Source organism: Pedobacter sp. UYP30 (assembly GCF_040547165.1).
In the GTDB taxonomy this organism is placed as follows: domain Bacteria; phylum Bacteroidota; class Bacteroidia; order Sphingobacteriales; family Sphingobacteriaceae; genus Pedobacter.
Genome location: NZ_JBEPPD010000001.1, coordinates 423,177 through 437,541, shown reverse-complemented (window position 1 = coordinate 437,541; position 14,365 = coordinate 423,177). Strand labels below are relative to the sequence as shown.

The window sequence follows — 14,365 nt, the reverse complement described above, 5'->3', positions numbered from 1 at the left end:
TGCAGCTAAAAAGCCATTCTAAGTAGAATGGCTTTAATTTTTGTTGATACTTACGCCGATTTGATGATATCTCTCAGCGATAAAGCTTTGATGATGGCACGGTAGCGCGCTATATCTTTTTTAAACAGATAAGCTAAAATACCACGACGTTTACCTACCATTTTTTGAAGCGCCAACTGAGTAGAAAAATCCTTACGGTTTTTCTTTAAGTGCTCCGTTAAATGCGCAATACGGTATGTAAACAACGCAACTTGACCTTCTGCAGAACCAGTGTTGGTTGCTACTTCGCCGTGGGTCTTAAAAATTTCGGCTTTCTTTTCTAAACTTAAATACATTCTTGAATAATATTGAAGTGATTAAATAAATTATTTGTGGCGCAAAGATAAGGGTTTTATTAAAGATAAGCAAACGTTTACACCAAACCTCTAAGGGGCTTTTAATCAACAGGTGCAGTCCCCTTTAGGGGATTTAGGGGTAAAAGGATTTACGCTGCTATCGGGTTTAGGAAACCGACCTTTGCTAGGCAGGAAGGAATCTTTAAGACTTAACCTTTATCTTGTTTTACCCAAACCAATTTATTGGTATCATAACCAATTTCTTGCGCCGCCTTAACATACGCCTCTTTAATATCTTCTGGAATGGTTTTCTCGCGAGATAAAATCCATAAGTAATCTAAATTATTTCCAGCAACCAAAGCATACTTATACTCTTTATCAATTTTTACCACATTGTAGCCAGCATAAAAAGGACCGAAAAACGAAACCTTTAGCCTTGCCTCATCGCTATTCTTAACCGGTTGGGCTTTCCCGATTGTTTCTTTCCACTTATCTTGTTTTACATCAAAGCCTCTATTTGTAACTTTTATCGAACCATCATCATTCAAAGAATATTCGGCAGTAACATTGTTCAGGTTTTTCTCAAAGCGGTAATCAAATCGCGCAATCTCATACCATTTGCCCAGATATTTATGTACGATAAACGGTTGTACAGCCGTGGCATTTTTAGGAATCGACACACAACCACTCATCAAAACAGTTGATAATCCAGCTAACAAAACCGCCGAAGATGCCAACAAAATAGTTTCTTTTTTCATATCAAACTAACAACTCTTTATATTCGTTTGTTTTAGGGCTGGTTGAGGTAGCGAAAATTCTAAAAAATCAAAACAAAATTTATCTGCACTTTCTTTATACTTTTACAGCTAAATTAAACAATTTGGAAAACAATCAATATAGCGTTTTCGAAACCGAACTTCGCGTGCGCCCAGATGACATAGACATGTTTAACCATGTGCATAATAGTAGGTACCTAGATTTTGTGCTTGCCGCGAGATACGAACAGATGAGAGACGATTACAAAATGCCCTGGGAAGCATTTACCGAACTCGGCTACGGATGGGTGGTAAGTCGCGTAACCATGAATTTAAAACGCCCGTTGTATATGAACGATGTAATGTTGATTAGAACCGGAGTTTTGAGCATGCAAGCAAAAGGTTGTTCCGTTCAGTTCGAGATTTTAAACAAAAAAACGGGTAAAGTAGCCTCTGATGGGATTTTTGATTATGTTTTAGTAGACTTGGCTACATATAAAAGCGCGAAAGTAACAGAAGAAATGTTGAAGGCATATAGCATTTAAAGCTATTTTTTCCAATATGTTTTTCCCTTAATCTCCTTAACTGTATTTATTTTACTACAGTCTATTATTGAAGTCTTACCTAAAGTCAGCACTTTGCCAATCAACTCGACAGTCACTCTCATTTTCTCTTTTTCCAAATCAGACAGCTTAAAAGAATCAACTTTGCCGTATTCATTTTTATCTACAAAGACAGTGTATATTGTCGCCGAATCTATTCTTATTTGAAAGGATGGTTTTTCCATCAGACCATTTTGTTCCAACAAATCATAAAAGTCTAAAAAGTTGTTATCGGTTTTTTTTGAAGATTTTTCTCTTACTGTTCGCATGGTATCGAGAAGGTTATTCATCTTTAAAATGCTAGCAGAATCAGCGTCATACATGCTGCCAAGACGTATCATTTTAAAATAAAGATCACCTTTAATGGTTTTTTCTTTTGAGACTTTCGTCTGAGCTGATAGAAATAAAGTCAGCGCAGTTAGTAGTCCGGTGATAGTTGATTTTAAAAGAAATTTCATAAGCGATGGATTTCGATGGAGTATTTATTGGTTAAATTAAAAAATTAACATTACAAATCAAATCTCACTAGAAGTAATTGACAAAAAATGTTGCCCTTCTCTCTTCATTTATTGTGGTTAAAGATAATTTACTCCTCAACAGCACTTAAATCTCTTCTTCTAAACATAGTGAGTTAATAGAACCTGTAGCATGGTAGAGAAAATAAGCTAAATAGCATACTGTTTTATTTGCTTTAAGCGCCTTTTTTAATGGCTTATTTTTTAGCTTGCCTTGCTTTTGTGTTTTTCTTCGGAATTTGGAGGGAATCATTAATCTCAGAAAAAGATTTAAATACGCAGTAAAAAGACGAATTCTATATATTAGGTAATATATGCTAATAAGCCTTTAATTAATTTTCTGCTTAGAATTTGTTTTTTTATAACGAGAAAATAGGTAAAATAAAAAAGGTCTAAATGAAGAGATTACGAAATGTTGGAATATACTATACGGTTTTTGGAGCATTACTTGCCATCAGTTTTGTTTTCTTTAAATTATGGCGAATATCCATATTGGGTATTCTTCTGCTCTTAACGTATTTAGTTCTAAGATTTTGGTTTAAAAAGAAAACGTTACCCACGAGACTAACATCTGACCAACTGAGAAGTTGGAGTCTTTTTTTAATGGTATTTCCATTTATTTATGTTGCAGCAACCTTATGGTATATTGACAGGCTTTACAGGCAATCAATCATTTTGCCGGCAGGCTATGAAGGAGTTGTGGCCGTACAGTATGACAGACAGGAAGGACAAAAAAGAAAGTGGATTGGTGGTTTTTTAAGTATCGGGGCATCTAGGGTGATAAAAATTGACAGTAGCGGTATTGCGAAAACCCGTTTCAAATTTCTTCACAACGCCATTCCTTTTTTAGATGTGGAACAGCACGTACAAAATGATGGCGGCCTAAAAATTTACTATGAAAACGACTTAAATAATGAAATTTTAGCAGGAGCAAATGGAGTTTATAATACCTATAAAAGTAAAACTAAAGGTCAACCAAATATTTATTTTACAGGATATAATCAATATCCACTAATTATTTTTGTGGTGGCGAAACCAGAGCATTATTATAAATACTTTATGACTGAGATACAAAAAGACAGTCTCGAACAAGTATATAAAAGCGATCCTTACAATAATTATCCTAGTGATGAGAATCAATTGAGTAGACAATACAATAAATTTAATAGGCTAGATTCCAATTATAAAAATTGACCAAATAAAAGTGTATGTTACCAATATCAATAAAATTTCAAGCCTACATACCTAATTCTCTAGGCAAACCATTGTTAAGTTATTTTCAGCGATACGACACCCTAAGTCTTTTAAGTAACAAGGAAGAATTTGTGAGAAAATTGCAAGCGAAAGATCGGAAAGGATTTACCTGGCTGCCAGAACCTGGTGGTAACTTAACGAGCTGTTTTTTTGCTACGGACAACGTAGATATGCATAATCATTCTAGCGAACACACGACCAGATTAGGCTTACAAGCTGAAATAAATCCAAAAAAGATTGGAAGTTATAATTTAAGCGACAATTTTTTTTCACATAAGCTCCACAAGAATTGGGGAGGCATTAATGGTCAGCATTCGGATGAGAGTCAACGTGTCAGAGCTTATATTAAACGTATTCCTTTCTATGATGATATGCCGAGACCATCGAGCAAAGATATTTATGTTGGGATTTGCGATAGTAATATAAGACAGAAGCGGTCTTTCGAAGCGCCACTTAAAGCATCGGTTACCAATTCGAAAAGAAACTCAAATTCAGCTGGAGCTAAAGACACGACCACAATTAAAGTTTCAGGGTCAGCAAATTATCCTTTTTTGTCTTTAATAGCGCCAAACATAGATTTTGAGCTAGAAATAAAACTATACAGAAATTCAAAGGGTAAGTCCGTCATTGTCAACGTAAAGGGTTGGCATAATTATTTTCCTGCTTTCGAATTAGTTTTTTGGGATAAAGTGGTGTATAAGTATAACCCTTCCGCCTATGGATATTCCGGCCCTACTTTTTCTGACTTAACGAAGAGCAAGAACTTTTCCTTTACAGAGTTCGTTAAATATTTGTAGGCAGGATAACTAAGGCAGGCTGGAAAACTTCACAATGAAAAACAGAAACCTTTAATCTAAAGCGTGTAAGCAATTAGGATTAGTTTACTAAGCACCATCTATATTTTAATCCTGCAGTCTTTGGTTTCCAAAAAAGAATCAAACCCAAACGCAAATCTCAGAAAGGTCTTTTCTTTTTAAATCGGGCACCCAACATTCGTCGGCAGGGTAACCAACTGGAATTAGCAAAAATGGTTTTTCGTTTTGTGGGCGATTTAAAATTTTTGCCAAGAAATTCATAGGGCTTGGCGTATGCGTTAAAGCAACCAAACCTGCATCGTGAATTGCAGCTAGCAAAAATCCGCAGGCAATGCCACAACTTTCTGTAACATAATAGTTTTGATGCTTTTTATTGTTTGGTTCTAGCTCATAGCTTCTCTTAAAAATTACAATTAGATATGGCGCAGTCTCCAAAAATGGCTTATTCCAGTCGGTACCGATGGGTTCCAAGTCTTTAAGCCACGCTTCGTTCATTCTATTGTCGTAGCTCTCTCTTTCTTCTTTCTCTGCGGACTCGCGAATTTGCCTTTTTATTTCTAGATTCTTTACCAAGCAAAAAGTCCAAGGTTGCTTGTGCGCGCCAGATGGTGCAGTAGCGGCAGAAAGAACAATGTCTTCAATTACCTTTTCGGGAATGGGTTTGTCAGAAAAATCTCTTACAGACCGTCGGGCATCCATCCATTCGTAGAAATGGGTACTGCGTTTGGCCATTTCAACAACGTCAAAGGTTTCTTTGGTGTAGGTTGTGAAAGGATGGTTATTTATTAGTTTGGTTGGCATGGAGTTAATTCCTTATTTTGTAACAAAAACTTTCCTTTTCAAATTAACAAAATATCTCCTTATTAAGCTTCAAATATTTACGATGACGCACTTTTTTCTCTGCTCAAGTCAGTTTACTGCGCTGCCCTCCGCCACCTAAACCCGATATACGCGGAAAGCCGCCGGTTTTTCGCCGGCTCTTGCAGCATTAGCGGGGCTGCAATAACCAAAGAACCACTCCCGTCCGTTTTCAAAAGAAAACACTTGTTTCTATCAAAATTTCTGCATTTTTATATACCTTAAAAACTATATCTTTGCGCAAAGATGAAGCACATACGTAATTTTTGCATTATTGCACATATAGACCACGGCAAGAGCACTTTAGCCGATCGGTTGTTAGAATATACCGCCACCATTTCCATACGAGATGCGCAAGCACAGTTGTTGGATAATATGGATTTGGAGCGCGAACGTGGTATTACCATTAAGAGTCATGCCATTCAAATGAATTATAAGGTTGGCGATATAGAATACAATTTCAACCTGATTGATACGCCCGGACACGTAGATTTCTCTTACGAAGTTTCTCGTTCTATTGCCGCTTGCGAAGGTGCATTGCTTATTGTCGATGCCTCACAGGGCATACAGGCACAAACTATTTCTAACTTATATTTGGCTTTAGAGCACGATTTAGAGATTATTCCCATTTTAAATAAAATGGATTTGCCGGGTGCAATGCCAGAGGAAGTAAAAGATCAGATTATAGAATTGATTGGCTGCAAACGAGAAGAAATTATTCCGGCTTCGGGTAAGACCGGCCAAGGTATTCCAGAAATTATCCAAGCAATTGTAGATCGAGTACCTGCTCCTGTTGGAGACCCGGAAGCTCCTTTACAAGCGCTGATTTTCGACTCCGTTTTCAACTCATTTAGAGGAATCATTGCTTATTTCAAAGTGGTTAACGGACAAATTAAAAAAGGCGATAAGGTTAAATTTATCAATACAGGCAAGCAATACTTGGCAGATGAAGTGGGTATTTTAAAATTGGAAATGTCGCCTAGAAGTGTAGTTAAAACTGGCGATGTGGGTTACATCATTTCTGGAATTAAAGAAGCTAGAGAAGTTAAAGTTGGTGATACCATTACTACCGTAGACCGACCTTCTACCGTTGGTATACAGGGTTTTGAAGAAGTTAAGCCGATGGTTTTTGCAGGTATTTATCCAGTTGATACCGATGAATATGAGGAGCTGCGCGAAGCGATGCATAAGTTACAGTTAAACGATGCTTCTATTGTGTTTGAACCTGAAAGTTCTGCAGCATTGGGCTTTGGTTTTCGCTGTGGATTTTTGGGTATGCTGCACATGGAAATTGTGCAAGAACGCTTGGAACGAGAGTTCGATATGACAGTGATTACCACTGTGCCCAACGTTTCGTACATTGCCCATACAACCAAAGGCGACGAACTTCTTGTAAACAATCCGTCAGATTTGCCAGATCCAAGCAAGCTAGATTCGGTGGAGGAACCTTTTATTAAAGCAAATATTATTACCAAGGCAGAGTTTGTAGGTCCGGTAATGTCGCTTTGTATCCAAAAAAGAGGAATTATTGTTAACCAAAGTTATCTCACTTCAGATCGCGTAGAACTAACCTTCGAAATGCCGATGGGAGAAATTGTGTTCGATTTTTATGACAAGTTGAAAACCATTTCTAAGGGTTATGCCTCATTTGATTACCATCAAATGGGCTATAAAAAATCTGATTTGGTTAGACTAGACATGCTGTTGAACGAGGAACCTGTTGATGCGCTTTCCTCTTTGATTCACAGAAGTAATGCGTATGATTTTGGTAAAAAAATCTGCGAAAAATTGAGGGAACTGATTCCTCGTCAGCAGTTTGAGATTAAAATACAGGCTTCTATTGGGGCTAAAGTAATAGCCCGAGAAACGATAAGTGCGTTGCGTAAAGATGTTACAGCCAAGTGTTATGGTGGAGATATTTCGCGTAAACGCAAGTTGTTAGAAAAACAGAAAAAGGGTAAAAAACGTATGCGCCAGGTTGGGAATGTAGAAATCCCTCAATCGGCTTTTATGGCGGTATTAAAATTAGATTAAAGCCCTTGCCCCTTAAAGAGGGAATTAAAGCGGGCTATAAAGCCAAATTTTAATTATATAATTACAACATAGCAAGTTATATGAGCGATAGAAATTCAAAGTCCCCAGAAGTGGTTTTAGGGGTACTGTTAGACGGAAAAGCAACTTCAGAAAAAATTAAGCTACAAATTGCAGACGAGGCTGAAGCATTTACAAAGCAAAGTGGAAGAAAGCCTCATTTAGTAGCCATTTTGGTCGGTAACGATGGTGGCAGCGAAACGTATGTGGCCAGCAAAATGAGAAATTGCGAGAAAGTTGGATTTAAGTCTTCACTTTACAGGTACGATACTTCGGTAACCGAAGTGGAATTATTGGCAAAGATTGAAGAAATTAACCAAGATGATGATGTGGATGGATTAATTGTTCAATTGCCATTACCAAAACATATTGACCCAGAGAAAGTTACAGAAACAATAGACTATAAAAAGGATGTGGATGGTTTCCACCCTATAAACTTGGGGCGAATGATGCGCAATTTGCCTTGTTTTATTCCGGCAACGCCCTATGGTATTTTACTTATGTTGCAGGCGTACCAAATAGACACTACCGGAAAACATTGCGTTGTGATTGGTAGAAGCAACATTGTTGGTAGCCCGATGAGCATTTTAATGGCTAGAAATGCAAACCCAGGAAATTGCACTGTAACTTTAACGCATTCTAAAACGAAAGATTTAAAAGCACAAATTCTTAAAGCTGACATTATTATCGCTGCGATTGGAAGGAAGAATTTTGTTACCGCAGATATGGTTAAAGACGGCGCGATCGTTATAGATGTTGGCATCAATAGAGAAACCTCAACTCAAACAAAGTCGGGCTATAAGCTTTTTGGCGATGTAGATTTCGAACATGTGGCACCAAAGGCATCTTACATTACACCCGTTCCTGGCGGCGTTGGCTTAATGACAATTGTTGGCCTTTTGAAAAATACATTGGCTTCTGCAAGGAAAGAGATATATTTTTAGAGAAGAATAGATAGGAGACATGAGATTTGAGATTTGAGAACATGATGCTTGATGTTATAATCAAAAACAAATTTAAAGTCGGTAAACGGGAGTTTTACCACAAAGATTCCTAGTTCTAAAGTTCGATACTTGCCAATGCTTAGTCTTTTAAATTCCTTTAAAGTCTTCCATTTTTAATTTTTTAAGATTTTACGTATAAATAATTTTTTATTTACGTAAAAATAATACCTTTGTATATAAATTAAAACGTTATGGATGCGAAATTAACTTTAAGCTTTAACCAAGATGTTGTAACCAGAGCAAAAAAATACGCTGCTGATAACAACATAAGTTTATCGCGCCTAATTGAGCACTTATTAACTCAGGTTACAGCCACAGAATATAAATCTTTAGAAGACTACCCAATTGCAGATTGGGTTGCTATGGTTGCAGAGGGCGATATAGAGTATAAAAAAACAGTAAAGTCTACCAGAAAATCTCTCAAAGAAGAATTCTTTTCATCTAAAAAATAATCGATGTTGCGACTATTTTTAGATGCCAATGTTTTGGTTTCGGTGCTGAATAAAGAGTACCCACTGTTCACTTATTCTTCTCGGATTTTAAGCCTTGCATCTCACCGAAAGTTTGAGGTTTACACGTCTCCGCTTTGTTTGGCCATTGCTTTTTACTTCGCCGAAAAGAAACATAATGCTGCACATGCAAAACAAAAGATAGATTTGCTTTGCGAACACATTAAAATTGCCGAAAACTCGGCAACAGGTGTATCAAATACGCTTACGAATAAGAAAATCAATGATTTTGAAGATGGGTTGGAGTACTATGCAGCCGAACAGCAAAACTGCAAATGCATTGTAACCGAAGATATTGGAGATTTTTATTTCTCAGATATTGAGGTATTAAATTGCCAAGACTTCTTTAAACGGTATTTATTAAGCTAATTGACTCAGTTGAAACTGGCCGAAAATAAAAAGCAAACCGATTTTAAATTGTACACTTACCAGGTTTTTTTTTCGTCAAATTAACCGAAAATTTTGCTCAACCAGCTTTTCTGAAACCCAACATATAAACCATCTTTTCTAATTTCTGTGGGATAAATATTGATGTAATCTCCTTGGCCCTCTGCGCCTCGGCCATTTTCTAAGCTGTATGCATAGCGATGGATCGGACAAATCAAATGGCCGTTTTTACACCAACCACCGCTAAAATGCCCGCCGGCATGCGGACAAATAGATTGTGTTACATATATTTTACTTGCATCATTTATTACACATAGTTGTTTGCCATTTGCACTTATCGTTTTTATATCGTTCTCTTTTGGCAGATCGAAGCTATTCAATACTTTTATCCATTGCATTGGGCTAAATTAAGGCAAATTAATATCAGTAGTATTTCATCTTTGCAGAAATAATGGAAATACCGCTTGCGACAAGTTTATTTTTGAGATATTTGCAACATTTAAATGAGACAAGAGATCCCAGAAAACGGCACTATGCTTCCATTGATGGAAGAATTTTACACTATACAAGGCGAGGGATTTAATACTGGCAAAGCTGCCTATTTTATTAGATTGGGTGGTTGTGATGTAGGTTGCCATTGGTGCGATGTAAAAGAAAGTTGGGACGCAAGTCTGCATCCGCTTACCTCTGCCGATACTATTGTGCAAAATGCTTTAAAATACCCGGGTAAGGCCGTGGTAATTACTGGTGGCGAACCGCTTATTTATAATTTGGATTATTTAACATCGCAGCTACAAAAAAATGGAATTGCCACGTTTTTAGAAACCTCAGGCGCCTATCCCCTTTCAGGTTCTTGGGATTGGATTTGTTTATCTCCCAAAAAATTCAAATCGCCTCGCCAAGAGGTTATCGCTCTAGCTAATGAACTAAAGGTTATAGTTTTTAACAAAACTGATTTTAAATGGGCAGAGGAACATTCAGCACATGTCGAATCAAAAAGCAAGCTATATCTGCAGCCAGAGTGGTCTAAATCAAAAGAAATAACACCGTTGATTATAGACTATGTGATGGCAAACCCGAAATGGGAAATTTCTTTGCAAACACATAAATTTCTAAATATTCCGTAATTACGTTAACTTGTCCTAATCATTTTTAGTCTAACGCTATGAAGCGCCTTCTATATTTGTGTTTTCTGATGGTTTGCGCAAATTGTTTTGGGCAGAAATCTGAAGATAGAAAGGCACAAAACTTATTCGATAAAGCTAGTTCGGCTGCACAACAGCAAGATTTTGGTCAAACCATTAATCTATTAGAAGAAGCCGTCAATACAGATGCAAAATTTACTGCAGCGTACGTTTTCTTGGGCGATGTGTATATGATGACGAAAAAATATCCAAAAGCCGAAGAGCGTTATAAAACTTCTTTAACCTTGGATAAAGGTGCTTCTTCTGTGATTTTTTACAAGTTGGCCGAGAGCGAATTCGCAAATGGAAAATACATCGAGGCTAAAAGCAATTTCGAAAAATTTATCGGTTCCAAGCCTCGGGCAGAGGATTTGGAAAAAGCACAAAAGTATTTACTTAACTGTAATTTTGCAGCTATAGCAATCAAAAATCCTGTAAAATACACTCCTTTAAATCTAGGAGAAGGTGTAAATACCAAAAATGCCGAATATTTCCCGGCCATTACTGCAGATGGCGAAACGCTAATTTTTACCCGCCAAGTAGATGAAAATGAAGACTTCTGGACCTCAAAATTTTTGAATAATGCCTGGGCAAAAGCAATTCCACTTTCAGCAAAAATAAATACACCCGAATATAACGAGGGCGCACAAACTATTTCGCCAGATGGCAAATACCTCTTCTTTACCGGATGCAATCGACCCGATGGTTTAGGAAAATGTGACATATATGTTGCCCATAGAGAAGGTGCCGGATGGGGCGAACCTTACAATGTGGGCAGACCTGTAAATAGCGAATATTGGGAATCTCAGCCTGCTATTAGTCCAGATGGCCGAACTTTATATTTTATTAGCAATAGACCAGGCGGATTTGGAGGATACGATATTTGGAAAAGCACCATCACCGCCGATTCGAAATGGGGCGCTGCCATAAATTTAGGTCCAAAAATAAATACCCCGTACGATGAAAATACGCCCTACTTACATGTGGATGGGAAAACGTTTTATTTCTCATCTGATGGTTGGCCGGGCTTTGGGCATAAAGATATATTTTATAGCCGATTAGATAGCGCAGGAAACTGGCAAACACCCATAAATATGGGTTATCCGATTAACTCTTTCGAAGATGAGACCGGTTTGGTGGTAGGTGCAGATGGAAGTAAAGGCTATTTTTCTTCCACTTTGCCAAGCGGTTACGGCAAACAAGACATTTACCGTTTTGACATTCCAGAAAGTGCGAAACCAAAAAAGGTAGTGTATGTAAAAGGTACTGTAAGGGATCTAGACAGTAAGCAGACTATCGAAAGCAGTGTCGAGATCATCGATTTACAAACAAACAAAACCGTCTTCGACGATTATACCGACGCCCAAAATGGCGAATTTTTAGCGGTAATGCCCATTGGCAGCAATTACCTGTTTAATGTAAGTGCCGATGGCTATTTATTTTATTCAGAAAATTTTCAATTAACCAAAGCTAATTTAATCGCACCTTACAAACTTACCGTCGATTTAGAAAAGATTAAGGCTGGTGCTAAGGTTACACTTAAAAACATATTTTTCGACACGAACAAATACGACTTATTGCCAACCTCTATTAAGGAACTGGAAAAGCTGACAGACTTTTTAAATGAGAATAAAACCGTAGCGATAGAAATTCAAGGATATACAGATAATGTTGGCGATGTTAAATTAAACGAAACTTTATCTCAAAACCGTGCTATGGCTGTTTATAATTATTTGATTCATCAAGATATCGATGCCAAACGACTTACTGCAAAGGGCTTTGGCGAAAGCAAACCCATTGCAGATAACACGACCGAGACTGGCCGACAAAAAAACAGAAGAACTTCATTTTTAATTACGAAAACCTAACGATGGCACAAAACCTAAAAAATCATTTACGATTCTTCCCTCCTTTTCATTTTTTCGCAGTACCGCTTACGCTGATAGGTTTAGGGGTTTCAGTTTACCAGGCCATAAGATATCCGTCGGCCATTTCTTGGCTCATTTTTCTATTATTCTTTTTAATGTTTTTTGCAGTTTTATTTGGTCGTCTTTTTTCTCTAAAGGCGCAAGACAGGGTAATCCGTACTGAGGAAAATTTAAGGTTCTTTTTTCTTACGGGAAAACCACTGCCAAGCCAACTTCAGCTTGCACAAATCATCGCCTTGCGTTTTGCTAGCGACGGCGAATTTGTGGCATTGACAGAGCGAGTTGTAAAAGAAAATTTATCTTCAAAAGAAATTAAGGAATCGATAAAAAACTGGAGAACAGATGACTATAGAATTTAGTGTTTTCTGAGAAGTGAAGTCATACGTCGGAGGTCAGTAATCGGACAATCACAGAAAACACTCAAGTGTGTATTTTTAAATTATGAAGTTTTTTTATTAAAATTGAAGATTTACTGGATCTGGAGAATTTGCTATAACAGGTTTCTATCCATTGCAGGAAAGCCAACACATTTAATTAAAACTTTCTGCCACCCATAATCCTTATCGGAGAACCTTCGGCAAAAATAACCGAATATGGCGTTTGGTTTGTCAAATCTTTAAAGTCTGGCCCATAATTTTGGCCGAAATCTACGTCTATATTGTAGTTCAGAACTTTATATTCATCCCAACGCGGATGTTGTACGCCATACTCTGATGTCGTTTGGTCATTAATCTTAGTATAACCCCAATAATGCTCGGTTATAAATTCGCTTTCTCCGCCCGCAACCATCGGTTTTGCAAAGTTAGATGCGCTGACTGAAAAGTTATTCCATCTTTTCTTTTTCCATGAGAAACCAATGTCAATATGATCACCAAGTTCTCGCAACTGGTAACTCATTTTTGCCGTGCTGTATTTTTCGCCATAAATGGTATTGGCTATCAACGTAATTGCGGCTTTTGGTACTACCTCGCTAATAAAAACAACGCCACGCTTCCATATTGCGCCATCTTTATACTTTACGTAAAAACGCAGATTCACTTCTTCGAAATGATGGTGAAAAGGAATTTTGAAACCTCCTAATCGGACATCAGTAAATAGAAACCCTACCAAGCTTACATAACATTTACCTTGCCAAGGATCAAGTTCTACATTTTTTGGAAGATATTTTTGCAACACCGCTTCCTCCACTTCATATTGGGCGAATATCAGTTTTCTCCAATCGGCGGTTAAAAAGACTTTTTCGGTGTTCAAGATATTTAGAGTATTGCTTGTCTAATTCTAATCAGTTTTATTAACGTTTCTTCTAACAGATCTAGGTGCAACATGTTTGCCCCGTCAGATTTTGCGTTTTTTGGATCGGGATGAGTTTCGATAAACAACCCATCTGCACCAACAGCGATCGCCGCTTTTGCAATGGTTAAAATCAATTCTGGTTTGCCGCCAGTAACACCGCTGCTTTGGTTTGGCTGTTGCAGAGAATGAGTACAATCCATTACCACAGGCACACCAAAACTTTGCATCTCTGGCAAACCGCGATAATCTACAATTAAGTCTTGATACCCAAAAGTATTTCCCCTATCGGTAAGGATAATTTTTTTGTTGCCACTTTCTCTTACTTTTTCTACCGCAAACTTCATCGAGCCTGCCGACAGAAATTGTCCTTTTTTAATGTTAACCACTTTGCCAGTTTCTGCTGCAGCAATAAGCAAATCTGTCTGTCTGCATAAAAAAGCAGGAATTTGTAAAACATCTACGTAAGCTGCTGCCATGGCTGCTTCGCCACTTTCGTGGATATCGGTTACCGTTGGCACACCAAAGGTTGTTCCAATTTTCTCCAAAATCTTTAAAGCTTTTTCATCGCCTATACCTGTAAAAGAACTTCCCTTGCTCCTGTTTGCTTTGCGATAAGAGCCTTTAAAAATATAAGGAATTTTAAGTTTATCGGTAATGGAAACTATCTTTTCGGCAATGCGCAGGGCTATTTCTTCCCCTTCTATGGCGCATGGACCAGCCATTAGAAAGAAATTATTGCTGTCGGTATGTTTAATTTTTGGCAGGTATGATAACATTGAGGTTAAGGTTAAGACTGAGGAAAACGATTAAAAAAAGACAACTGTGCTAGTGATTA

General features: G+C 37.5%; 17 protein-coding genes. 10 read left to right on the top strand and 7 right to left on the bottom strand.

The window, feature by feature from the left end:
• Positions 1-50 precede the first annotated feature (50 nt).
• Both rpsO and ABIB40_RS02040 read right to left on the bottom strand, forming a co-directional pair.
• A complete protein-coding gene (gene rpsO / locus ABIB40_RS02045; protein WP_354355432.1) occupies positions 51-335 on the bottom strand; it encodes a 30S ribosomal protein S15 in 285 nt (94 codons plus the stop codon).
• A 209-nt stretch (positions 336-544) separates the two neighbouring features.
• Complete coding sequence (locus ABIB40_RS02040) at positions 545-1,093, bottom strand: lipocalin family protein (RefSeq protein WP_354355430.1); 549 nt, start codon at positions 1,091-1,093, stop codon at positions 545-547.
• 122 nt (positions 1,094-1,215) lie between these two features.
• Here ABIB40_RS02040 and ABIB40_RS02035 point away from each other — a divergent pair, with 122 nt between their 5' ends.
• Complete coding sequence (locus ABIB40_RS02035; protein WP_354355429.1) at positions 1,216-1,635, top strand: acyl-CoA thioesterase; 420 nt, start codon at positions 1,216-1,218, stop codon at positions 1,633-1,635.
• Between the two features lie 2 nt (positions 1,636-1,637).
• Here the strand turns inward: ABIB40_RS02035 and ABIB40_RS02030 are convergent, their stop codons facing one another.
• A complete protein-coding gene (locus ABIB40_RS02030) occupies positions 1,638-2,150 on the bottom strand; it encodes a hypothetical protein (protein ID WP_354355427.1) in 513 nt (170 codons plus the stop codon).
• 453 nt (positions 2,151-2,603) lie between these two features.
• On the opposite strand from ABIB40_RS02030, the gene ABIB40_RS02025 reads away from it, so the two are divergent.
• Together ABIB40_RS02025 and ABIB40_RS02020 are read left to right on the top strand one after the other, a co-directional pair.
• Positions 2,604-3,401, top strand: a complete 798-nt coding sequence (locus tag ABIB40_RS02025) for a hypothetical protein (RefSeq protein ID WP_354355425.1) — start codon at positions 2,604-2,606, stop codon at positions 3,399-3,401.
• A gap of 14 nt (positions 3,402-3,415) precedes the next feature.
• The gene (locus ABIB40_RS02020) at positions 3,416-4,258 is read left to right on the top strand and encodes a hypothetical protein (protein ID WP_354355423.1); all 843 of its coding nucleotides are present in this window, start codon (positions 3,416-3,418) and stop codon (positions 4,256-4,258) included.
• Between the two features lie 138 nt (positions 4,259-4,396).
• Here ABIB40_RS02020 and ABIB40_RS02015 read toward each other — a convergent pair whose 3' ends face one another.
• Positions 4,397-5,077: a nitroreductase family protein gene (locus ABIB40_RS02015; protein ID WP_354355421.1), complete on the bottom strand. Its 681-nt coding sequence runs from the start codon at positions 5,075-5,077 to the stop codon at positions 4,397-4,399.
• Between the two features lie 303 nt (positions 5,078-5,380).
• Here ABIB40_RS02015 and lepA point away from each other — a divergent pair, with 303 nt between their 5' ends.
• The 4 genes from lepA to ABIB40_RS01995 all read left to right on the top strand — a co-directional run bounded on the left by lepA (position 5,381) and on the right by ABIB40_RS01995 (position 9,107).
• The gene (lepA, locus tag ABIB40_RS02010) at positions 5,381-7,168 is read left to right on the top strand and encodes a translation elongation factor 4 (protein WP_354355419.1); all 1,788 of its coding nucleotides are present in this window, start codon (positions 5,381-5,383) and stop codon (positions 7,166-7,168) included.
• Positions 7,169-7,248: 80 nt separating this feature from the next.
• A complete protein-coding gene (locus ABIB40_RS02005) occupies positions 7,249-8,169 on the top strand; it encodes a bifunctional 5,10-methylenetetrahydrofolate dehydrogenase/5,10-methenyltetrahydrofolate cyclohydrolase (RefSeq protein ID WP_354355417.1) in 921 nt (306 codons plus the stop codon).
• 251 nt (positions 8,170-8,420) lie between these two features.
• Positions 8,421-8,681, top strand: a complete 261-nt coding sequence (locus ABIB40_RS02000) for a DUF6364 family protein (RefSeq protein WP_354355415.1) — start codon at positions 8,421-8,423, stop codon at positions 8,679-8,681.
• A gap of 3 nt (positions 8,682-8,684) precedes the next feature.
• A complete protein-coding gene (locus ABIB40_RS01995; RefSeq protein WP_354355413.1) occupies positions 8,685-9,107 on the top strand; it encodes a type II toxin-antitoxin system VapC family toxin in 423 nt (140 codons plus the stop codon).
• A gap of 80 nt (positions 9,108-9,187) precedes the next feature.
• Here the strand turns inward: ABIB40_RS01995 and ABIB40_RS01990 are convergent, their stop codons facing one another.
• On the bottom strand, positions 9,188-9,523 hold the full coding sequence (locus ABIB40_RS01990; protein ID WP_354355411.1) for a Rieske (2Fe-2S) protein: 336 nt from the start codon (positions 9,521-9,523) through the stop codon (positions 9,188-9,190).
• Positions 9,524-9,628: 105 nt separating this feature from the next.
• On the opposite strand from ABIB40_RS01990, the gene ABIB40_RS01985 reads away from it, so the two are divergent.
• From ABIB40_RS01985 to ABIB40_RS01975, 3 genes are read left to right on the top strand one after another with little or no spacing between them, the layout of a single operon-like run.
• A complete protein-coding gene (locus ABIB40_RS01985; RefSeq protein WP_354355409.1) occupies positions 9,629-10,252 on the top strand; it encodes a 7-carboxy-7-deazaguanine synthase QueE in 624 nt (207 codons plus the stop codon).
• A gap of 38 nt (positions 10,253-10,290) precedes the next feature.
• Positions 10,291-12,177, top strand: a complete 1,887-nt coding sequence (locus ABIB40_RS01980; RefSeq protein ID WP_354355408.1) for an OmpA family protein — start codon at positions 10,291-10,293, stop codon at positions 12,175-12,177.
• 2 nt (positions 12,178-12,179) lie between these two features.
• Positions 12,180-12,596, top strand: a complete 417-nt coding sequence (locus ABIB40_RS01975; protein WP_354355406.1) for a DUF6526 family protein — start codon at positions 12,180-12,182, stop codon at positions 12,594-12,596.
• Positions 12,597-12,771: 175 nt separating this feature from the next.
• On the opposite strand, the gene ABIB40_RS01970 is transcribed toward ABIB40_RS01975, so the two are convergent.
• Both ABIB40_RS01970 and kdsA read right to left on the bottom strand, forming a co-directional pair.
• Entirely contained in the window at positions 12,772-13,488 is a 717-nt protein-coding gene (locus ABIB40_RS01970; RefSeq protein ID WP_354355404.1) for a YqjF family protein, read from the bottom strand.
• Positions 13,489-13,493: 5 nt separating this feature from the next.
• A complete protein-coding gene (kdsA, locus tag ABIB40_RS01965) occupies positions 13,494-14,306 on the bottom strand; it encodes a 3-deoxy-8-phosphooctulonate synthase (protein WP_354355403.1) in 813 nt (270 codons plus the stop codon).
• Between the last annotated feature and the right edge of the window lie 59 nt (positions 14,307-14,365).

Coding starts and splice junctions, on each gene's coding strand:
- ABIB40_RS02030 (WP_354355427.1), bottom strand. CDS start 2,150: ATGAAATTTCTTTTAAAATCAACTATCACCGGACTACTAACTGCGCTG.
- ABIB40_RS02040 (WP_354355430.1), bottom strand. CDS start 1,093: ATGAAAAAAGAAACTATTTTGTTGGCATCTTCGGCGGTTTTGTTAGCT.
- ABIB40_RS01995 (WP_354355413.1), top strand. CDS start 8,685: ATGTTGCGACTATTTTTAGATGCCAATGTTTTGGTTTCGGTGCTGAAT.
- ABIB40_RS02005 (WP_354355417.1), top strand. CDS start 7,249: ATGAGCGATAGAAATTCAAAGTCCCCAGAAGTGGTTTTAGGGGTACTG.
- rpsO (WP_354355432.1), bottom strand. CDS start 335: ATGTATTTAAGTTTAGAAAAGAAAGCCGAAATTTTTAAGACCCACGGC.
- ABIB40_RS02000 (WP_354355415.1), top strand. CDS start 8,421: ATGGATGCGAAATTAACTTTAAGCTTTAACCAAGATGTTGTAACCAGA.
- lepA (WP_354355419.1), top strand. CDS start 5,381: ATGAAGCACATACGTAATTTTTGCATTATTGCACATATAGACCACGGC.
- ABIB40_RS01985 (WP_354355409.1), top strand. CDS start 9,629: ATGAGACAAGAGATCCCAGAAAACGGCACTATGCTTCCATTGATGGAA.
- ABIB40_RS01980 (WP_354355408.1), top strand. CDS start 10,291: ATGAAGCGCCTTCTATATTTGTGTTTTCTGATGGTTTGCGCAAATTGT.
- kdsA (WP_354355403.1), bottom strand. CDS start 14,306: ATGTTATCATACCTGCCAAAAATTAAACATACCGACAGCAATAATTTC.
- ABIB40_RS02020 (WP_354355423.1), top strand. CDS start 3,416: ATGTTACCAATATCAATAAAATTTCAAGCCTACATACCTAATTCTCTA.
- ABIB40_RS02025 (WP_354355425.1), top strand. CDS start 2,604: ATGAAGAGATTACGAAATGTTGGAATATACTATACGGTTTTTGGAGCA.
- ABIB40_RS01975 (WP_354355406.1), top strand. CDS start 12,180: ATGGCACAAAACCTAAAAAATCATTTACGATTCTTCCCTCCTTTTCAT.
- ABIB40_RS01990 (WP_354355411.1), bottom strand. CDS start 9,523: ATGCAATGGATAAAAGTATTGAATAGCTTCGATCTGCCAAAAGAGAAC.
- ABIB40_RS02015 (WP_354355421.1), bottom strand. CDS start 5,077: ATGCCAACCAAACTAATAAATAACCATCCTTTCACAACCTACACCAAA.